This is a genomic window from Nocardioides sp., assembly GCF_047606145.1.
Lineage (GTDB): Bacteria > Actinomycetota > Actinomycetes > Propionibacteriales > Nocardioidaceae > Nocardioides.
In genome coordinates, this window is the sequence record NZ_JASGET010000078.1 from 1 (window position 1) to 7,435 (window position 7,435).

Below are 7,435 nucleotides of genomic sequence, written 5' to 3' on the forward strand. Positions count from 1 at the left end.
CCTCACGCGGCGCACCGATCGACGGCGGCCGCGCCGGCCGGTCCTGGGCCGGGGCCACCGCCGGGGCCACCGGCGCCGGGCTCGGCGTACCGCTGATGTCGATACGTCGCTCCAGGCGATCCAGCCGGGCCGCCAGGCCGTCGGTGCCATGGTCGGCGCCGGGCAGCAGCACCCGGGCGCAGACCAGCTCCAGCAGCAGCCGCGGCGCGGTGGCACCGCGCATCTCGGTGAGCCCGGTGGCCACCAGGTCCGCGGCCCGGGAGAGCTCGTGCACGCCGAACCTGGCGGCCTGGGCGGACAGCCGCTCGGCGGCGTCCTCGGAGACGTCGAGGAGACCGCTGGCCGCGGCGTCCGGTACGGCGGCCAGGATGACCAGGTCGCGCAGCCGGCGGAGCAGATCCTCGGTGAAGCGGCGCGGGTCCTGGCCGGTCTCGATGACCTTGTCGACCACGCCGAAGACCGCCGCACCGTCGTGGGCGGCGAACGCGTCGACCACCTCGTCGAGCAGGGTGTCGGGGGTGTAGCCGAGCAGCGCGGCGGTCAGCTCGTAGGTCACCCCCTGGGGTCCGGCGCCGCCGAGCAGCTGGTCCATCACCGAGAGGCTGTCACGCATCGACCCACCGCCGGCACGGGCCACCAGCGGCAGCGCGGACGGCTCGACCGCGATCCCCTCCTTCTCACAGAGCGTCGCGATGTAGTCGGCGACGAGCTTCGGCGGGAAGAGCCGGAACGGATAGTGGTGGGTGCGCGAGCGGATGGTCGCGATGACCTTGTCCGGCTCGGTGGTGGCGAAGATGAACCGCAGGTGCTCGGGTGGCTCCTCGACCAGCTTGAGCAGCGCGTTGAAGCCCTGCGGCGAGACCATGTGGGCCTCGTCGATGATGTAGACCTTGTAACGACTCCTGACCGGTGCGAAGTAGGCCTTCTCCCGCAGGTCGCGGGCATCGTCGACGCCGCCGTGCGAGGCCGCGTCGATCTCGATCACGTCGATCGAGCCGGGTCCGCCCCGGGCCAGGTCGCGACAGCTCTCGCACTCCCCGCACGGGTCGGCGATGGGCGCACGCTCGCAGTTGAGCGCACGAGCGAGGATGCGGGCGCTGGTGGTCTTGCCGCAGCCGCGCGGCCCGGAGAAGAGGTAGGCGTGGTTGACCCTGTCGTTGGCCAGCGCATTGCGCAGCGGCTCGGTCACGTGATCCTGGCCGATGACCTCGGCGAAGGTCTCCGGCCGGTAGCGGCGGTAGAGGGCGAGATGCCCCGGTGCTGCAACGCTTTCCACACCCACGACCCTATCCATCGCCGCCGACATCGGCAGCGGGCAGCCGCTCACGAGCCGCGACGACGCCGCCGAGGACGGCCAGGCCGATGGTCGACAGCGCACCGAGCATGATGGCCGACGCCTCACCGGCACGCAGCACCCCGAGCTGGCCACCCACCGTCGCCGCCGCCACCGGTACGCCGAGCTGGGCGGCCGCCAGCAGGCCCATCGGCACCGGCTGGCCGAGCACGCGACCACCGGCCACGTGCACCAGCGCCGCCCCGAGTCCGAGCGCCACCCCCAGGACGATCATCCCCGGATGGTCACCGAGCTCTCGCAGGTTGAGCTCCGCCCCGAGCCAGACGAAGAAGAGCGGACCGAAGAAGCCCTCGGTCAGCGCGAACAGCTGGGTGGCGAGCCGCCGCGGCTCCCCGACCGCGGTCACCGCCAGCCCGAACGCGAACCCGGCGAGCATGATCGAGACATGGGTCCGGACCGCGAGTGCGGCCAGTGCGAAGAGCACCACCAGTTGGATCCGCAGCTCGACGGCGAGGAGCCGCCGCTCGGAGACCTGGTGCACCCGGGCCTGCACGCCGCGCCGCTCCAGCGCGCGCAACACCACGAAGAGCACCACGGCGGCTCCGACGACCGCCGCCGCTCCACCGGCGGCGCGGAGTGCGTGCCGGGGATCGATCGCCAGCGGCAGCGCGACGATGCAGGCGGCATCCGCGACCGCGACCTGCGGCAGCAGCCCGAGCATGGACGGGCCGCTCAGCCGCAACGAGTCGACCATCGGCAGCACCAGCGCCGCGCTGGAGGAGGCGAGCAGGACGCCGTACAGGGCGGCATGCGGAGTGCCGGCCACGGCGGCGATCAGCCAGCCGCCCAGTGCGGCGAGGAGACCCACCGCGACGGCGCGGACCAGCCCGCCGCGCAGCGCGGGTCGCAGCTCCGGATCGCGCACCGGCACGTGGCTGCCGGCCACGAACATCACCAGCGCGAACCCGATGTCGGCCAGGAAGGTGAGGGTCGGGTCGGTGGGATCGAGGTAGCCGATCCCGGTCCGGCCGATCACCACGCCGGCGGCGAGCTCGCCCAGGATGACCGGCAGGTGCCAGCGGGCGGGGTAGGCGAGCAGCGGGCCGAGCAACGCCACCAGCCCGATCACCGAGAGCTGCGCGAACGTCATGGGCAGAGCGTAGGAGGCGCGGCACCCGGGCCATCGTGGGACGACTCATCCGGGCCGAGCGGGGCGAGTGAACCGAGCGGCGAGTGGACGCAAAGGCCCCCCGCGCACCCGACAGAGCTCACGTATCCTTGCTGCCTTCCGGCCCTGGGGAGGTTCGGCGAGATGCCGCCACACGGGGGGTTGCGAGCGAGTCTAGGTGAGCCGGTCGAGGACCGGCAAAAGCGGCCCGACGGGCCGACGTACGACGTCTCCGCCCCGGACCGCGATCGCGGCGGACGATTTCGCCGCCCGCCGCACCGGCCGGTACCCTCCTCCGCGGAGGTATCGCCTAGTGGCCTATGGCGCTCGCTTGGAAAGCGGGTTGGGTTAACGCCCTCGGGGGTTCGAATCCCCCTACCTCCGCCAGTGTGGTCTCTCCACGGATCGGCGACAGGCCGGGCCCCTGATCAGGGGCCCGGCCTGTCGTGTCCTCAGGGTCGGGCCCGGTGATCCTGGCCGGGTTCGCCACCGGAGTGGCCGGCCACGTTCGGGCCTCCGCCCATCATCGCGAGCATCTCCCGGCCGCCGGTGCGGACGAACCGAACGAGCAGGAGTCCGGTGGCGAGCAGAGCGAAGATGTCCAAGATGGTGGTGTAGTTCCAGGTGACGCCGCGGGTGGCGACCTGCACCGTGCTGTTGGCCGGGGCCAGGTGGGCGAGGTGGAAGATGCCCTCGACGAGGTAGCCGCCGATGACCATGGTGAGGTAGAAGCCGCCGAGCAGGACAAGCGTCATCCGGGTGCCGTAGTACTTCCGATAGATGAGCAGGATCGGGATGATGATCAGGTCGGCGAACATGAACGATGTGACGCCACCGAAGCTGATCCCGCCGTGGTAGAGCACCGTGGCCAGCGGTACGTTCCCGACCGAGCAGACGAAGCTGAGCACGGCGATGAGCGGTCCGACCAGCGGACCGACGATCGCGGCCACCGTGGGATCGTGGGCGGCGAAGAGCCGCTGCCAGAACGAGTCGGGCACCCACGCCGCGACGGCGCCGGCGATGAGCAGGCCGCCGAGAACATCGCGGATGACCGCGGCCCACTCCATGACGTAGAGGTGAGCGATCGAGGTGAGTCCGGCGGGACTGAGGATCCGCCGCAGGGGCGAGCCCCCGCCCTGGATGCTCATGTCCATCGCGGCATGCCCTTCCATCGATCCGGCCAGCCCCAGATCGGCCTGGGCGCGCGCCGCGTCGATGAGCCGGTGATGGACGAAGAGGCGCAGGAAGACCGCCATCAGGACGATGATGATGCCGCCGCCGACGAACTCGGCGAGGGTGAACTGCCAGCCCATCAGCACGGCCATGATGATGCCGAGCTCGATGACGAGGTTGGTCGCGGCCAGCTCGAAGACGATGGCGGCAGGGAAGCTCGCACCCTTGTGGAACAGTGAGCGGGCCAGCGCGACCGCGGCGTACGAGCACGAGGAGCTGGCGGCCCCGAGCCCGGTCGCACGCACCAGCGTGGCCGGACGGTCATCGCCCAGAGCATGGACGACCGTCTCACGGCGTACGACGGCCTGAACCGCCGCCGAGAGGATGAAGCCCAGCACCAGGGACCAGCCGATCTGCCAGGCCATCGACCCGGCCATGCCCAAGGCGCGGAGCACCGGGTGCATCACTGACATGAGGTGACCTCCCACAGGCGTCGTCGACCCGGCCGCCCACTGTACCCCTGGGGGGTATATGGGACGGAAAGGGTCGGCAGGTGACGTCCGAGTCCGTCGATCGCGGCCGCCCGAGACGGCTCAGGCCCGACCCGAACGGGTTCAGCCCGAGACCTTCCCCGAGGCGCGCTCGGGGCCCGTTCCACCCTGCAGCAGTCGGGTGACCCGGACCAGCGCCTCGTGGTCCGCGTCGCCGAGTCGGCCGAGCACCGGCCCCAACGCCTCGTGGACCTGCCGCTCCACCCGGCGGGCGAGCTCTCGCCCGGATTCGGTGAGGACGACCTCGGTGGCACGCGCGTCCTCGTCGCTCGGGGCCCGCTCCACCAGGCCCCGGCGCTCGGCACGACCGATGAGCCCGGACATCGTCGACTTCTCCAGGCCGAGGAAGCCGGCGAGCTGCGCCATCCGCGGAGTGCGGTCCCGCAGGATCCCGAGCACCCGCATCTGGGTCAGCGACAGGTCGTTGTCCGCGGCGACCCGGGACAACACGCCTTCGACGGTGAAGGCGATCTGGACCAGCGCATCCGTGGGCGCGATGTCGCCGAGGTCCAGGCCGGCCCGGGCCTGGGCGACGCCGGTCGGAGACTGTCGATGTGTCATGACCCCACCCTAGTTGATTTGATTCGTGATACGAACTAATCTGCAACTAGTCCGCGATCCCAACCAATTTTCCACCGGTCTCGCACCGATTTCGGAGTCCCGTCATGCACGCTGCAGTCGTCACCGCCTTCGACGGGCCGCCCCGCTACCAGGAGTTCCCCGACCCACACGCCCGCAGCGACGACGAGCAGGTGGTGGAGGTGGTCGCCGCCGGCCTGCACCCTCGGGTCCGCTCCCAGGCGGACGGGTCGCACTACACCAGCACCGACGAGCTCCCGCTCATCCCCGGCATCGACGGCGTCGTGCGCGGCCCCGACGATCGGCTGCGCTATGTGATCCTGGAGGACACCACGAGGGGCACCCTGGCCGAGCGGACGCTGCTCCCGCGCGGTCGGAGCATCGAGTTGCCGGCGGCCGTCGACCCGGTGAGGGTGGCGGCGGCGATGAATCCGGCCATGTCGTCGTGGGTGGCGCTGCGTCGCCGCATCGACTTCCGCCCCGGCCAGAGTGTCGCGATCCTCGGTGCCACCGGGAACGCCGGCCGGATGGCCGTCCAGGTGGCCAAGTGGCTCGGCGCCGCCGCGGTCATCGGAGCCGGCCGGGACATCACCGCACTCGAGGAGCTGCGGCACCTGGGCGCCGACGAGGTCGTCACCCTCGACCAGCTCGGCCATGCGGCGAACGTCGACGTCGTCATCGACTACCTGTGGGGTGAGCCGGCCGGGACCGCGATGGTCGACATGATCACCGCGCGTGCCGAGCGGAGTCGGCCGATCAGCTGGATCCAGATCGGGTCGGTCGCCGGCCCGACCGCGCCGATCGCCTCCGCGGCACTGCGGGCCTCCTGCCTGCAGGTCGTCGGCAGCGGGATCGGCTCGGTGCCTGGCCGGGACTGGCTCGACGAGCTCCCCCAGCTCGTCGCGGCCATCGCCGCCGGGGAGCTCGACGTGCGTGCTCGAGCGGTGCCGCTCGCCGACGTCGAGGAGGCCTGGGCCGACGCCGGCGACTCCCGCGACCGGATCGTCCTCGTCCCCTGAGCCCGTGGCGGGGGCCCGAGCCTCAGCACGTGTGCTCAGCGACGCCGGAAGAGCGGGCGCACCACCAGTCCGAGGAGCAGCGCGCCGCCACCGATGAGCCCCCACCACACGGTGTGTGAGCGGGTGCCGGCCAGGACGTCGTCGGCCGGTGGATCGAGCGGGGCCCGGGCCACCCGCGCCGAGTCGCCGGAGTCGCCGGAGTCGCTCGAGGCCAACGGCCGGGTGACGGCGTCGTACGCCGAGACCACGCCGGCGCCGGTGTAGCGGCTGCCCTGCTCGGCGCGGCCGTCGGCGGTGCGCAACACCCGGTCGATCACCTCCCGCCCGGTGGCGCGCGGATCGGCGGAGGCGACCAGCGCGAGCACCCCGCTGACCTCCGCGGTGGACCAGGAGGTGGCCATCGACTCGATCACGCACCGCACGCCGTACAGCGTGCGCGAACGCGCTCCGGCGGTGGGCGCGACGATGTCCGTCGCGGAGTTGGGCAGTACGGCCTCGGTGGCGTCGCCACCGAGGCCGGGGGTGGCAGAGACGCCGACGGCGACCGTGCCCGGATAGCCCGCCGGCTCGATCCGGTCGGCGAAGTCCGCACCGGAGGGTGGCGGCGACGGCTGCGCGGCGGTCCCGGTGTCGGTGCCCGGATCACCGAGGTTCCCGGCCGCGGCCACCACCATCGCGCCGCGGTCCACCAGCGCCTCGATCCGGTGCCGAAGCGCCGCCGAACCGGGCAGGTGGAGCGACAGGTTGACCACCAGCCGATCGAGACGCCCGGGCCGGGCGAGCAGCTCGTCCAGCGCCCCGGCCACCGCACGCCCGTCGACGTACCCGGTCCGGCCGGTCCGCGGGTCCGGCTGGACCCACACCGGCAGGTCGATCAGGCGCGCGCGGGGCGCGATGCCGTGGATCAGGTTCGCCACCACGGTGCCGTGGAAGTACTCCCCGGACCGCTGCCGGCCGGTGAAGCCCGGTCGGGCGGCCCGCCCCTCGACCCCCGAGTCGATCACCGCGACCTCGATCCCGGCGCCCGGCTCGTGCCCCGTCGTCCGCACCGCGCGCCGAGCCGCGTCGACCTCGAGCTCGGCGGCCGGATCGGGGCCGGCCCGCACCTTCCCGATCGCACCCAGGTCCGGGTCGGAGCCGGTGGTCTGGATGGCGTCGCACGGGATCAGCCTCGCCCCGGCGGCCGCGGCCGGTGCCGCACCGCCGACCACCGCGATCGACAGTCCGCCGGCCAGCCCCGTCGCCAGCCCCGTCGCCAGCCCGGCCGCCAGCCCGGCCGCCACTGCCACCCGTACCCGGCTCACTTCGGTGCGGTGGCGCACGAGCCGTCCTTCTCTCCGCTGCTGCCCGGCGGGCAGAGCGCCAACGCCGTGCTCAGCGCGGTGCCCTGGTCGAGGACCTCGAGCCACGGGTCGGGGATCACCGGGGCGTCGTAGTCATCGAGCCCCAGGGTGGCCAGGGTGTGCTGACCCTCGACCAGGTTGGCGGTGCCCCGGGAGTCGACGACGTACGCCGGCGCGCCCGAGGCCGAGCCGCCCCGGCCGACGTACACGAAGGCGCCCGAACCGGGCTGGACCCGGACCTCGCGCCCGCTGCGCGGCGGGGTCAGGCCCGAGGCGTCCGAGGCGTCGCTTGCCGGCCGCGTGAGTCG

At 72.8% G+C, this 7,435-nt stretch carries 7 protein-coding genes, 1 tRNA gene and 1 other RNA gene; 2 read left to right on the forward strand and 7 right to left on the reverse strand.

Annotated elements, in window-relative coordinates:
* From QM638_RS09620 to ffs, 3 genes are all read right to left on the reverse strand, one after another.
* Positions 1–1,276 (reverse strand): DNA polymerase III subunit gamma and tau (locus tag QM638_RS09620; RefSeq protein ID WP_415141750.1); only part of this gene is annotated, 1,276 nt, incomplete at its 3' end.
* A gap of 10 nt (positions 1,277–1,286) precedes the next feature.
* Positions 1,287–2,444, reverse strand: coding sequence for a cation:proton antiporter (locus QM638_RS09625; protein ID WP_415141751.1), 1,158 nt, complete (start codon positions 2,442–2,444; stop codon positions 1,287–1,289).
* A gap of 91 nt (positions 2,445–2,535) precedes the next feature.
* Positions 2,536–2,626: signal recognition particle sRNA small type (gene ffs / locus QM638_RS09630), an RNA gene on the reverse strand.
* Positions 2,627–2,761: 135 nt separating this feature from the next.
* Here ffs and QM638_RS09635 point away from each other — a divergent pair.
* Positions 2,762–2,849, forward strand: a tRNA-Ser gene (locus QM638_RS09635).
* 65 nt (positions 2,850–2,914) lie between these two features.
* On the opposite strand, the gene QM638_RS09640 is transcribed toward QM638_RS09635, so the two are convergent.
* Together QM638_RS09640 and QM638_RS09645 are read right to left on the reverse strand one after the other, a co-directional pair.
* The gene (locus QM638_RS09640; RefSeq protein ID WP_415141752.1) at positions 2,915–4,108 is read right to left on the reverse strand and encodes a permease; all 1,194 of its coding nucleotides are present in this window, start codon (positions 4,106–4,108) and stop codon (positions 2,915–2,917) included.
* A 141-nt stretch (positions 4,109–4,249) separates the two neighbouring features.
* Positions 4,250–4,747, reverse strand: coding sequence for a MarR family winged helix-turn-helix transcriptional regulator (locus tag QM638_RS09645; RefSeq protein ID WP_415141753.1), 498 nt, complete (start codon positions 4,745–4,747; stop codon positions 4,250–4,252).
* A 104-nt stretch (positions 4,748–4,851) separates the two neighbouring features.
* Here QM638_RS09645 and QM638_RS09650 point away from each other — a divergent pair, with 104 nt between their 5' ends.
* Entirely contained in the window at positions 4,852–5,784 is a 933-nt protein-coding gene (locus QM638_RS09650) for a quinone oxidoreductase family protein (protein ID WP_415141754.1), read from the forward strand.
* A 35-nt stretch (positions 5,785–5,819) separates the two neighbouring features.
* On the opposite strand, the gene QM638_RS09655 is transcribed toward QM638_RS09650, so the two are convergent.
* Together QM638_RS09655 and QM638_RS09660 are read right to left on the reverse strand one after the other, a co-directional pair.
* A complete protein-coding gene (locus tag QM638_RS09655; protein ID WP_415141755.1) occupies positions 5,820–7,106 on the reverse strand; it encodes a S8 family serine peptidase in 1,287 nt (428 codons plus the stop codon).
* Positions 7,085–7,435 (reverse strand): type VII secretion protein EccB (locus tag QM638_RS09660; RefSeq protein ID WP_415141756.1); only part of this gene is annotated, 351 nt, incomplete at its 5' end. The genes QM638_RS09655 and QM638_RS09660, both read right to left, overlap by 22 nt.

Coding starts and splice junctions, on each gene's coding strand:
- QM638_RS09625 (WP_415141751.1), bottom strand. CDS start 2,444: ATGACGTTCGCGCAGCTCTCGGTGATCGGGCTGGTGGCGTTGCTCGGC.
- QM638_RS09640 (WP_415141752.1), bottom strand. CDS start 4,108: ATGTCAGTGATGCACCCGGTGCTCCGCGCCTTGGGCATGGCCGGGTCG.
- QM638_RS09645 (WP_415141753.1), bottom strand. CDS start 4,747: ATGACACATCGACAGTCTCCGACCGGCGTCGCCCAGGCCCGGGCCGGC.
- QM638_RS09650 (WP_415141754.1), top strand. CDS start 4,852: ATGCACGCTGCAGTCGTCACCGCCTTCGACGGGCCGCCCCGCTACCAG.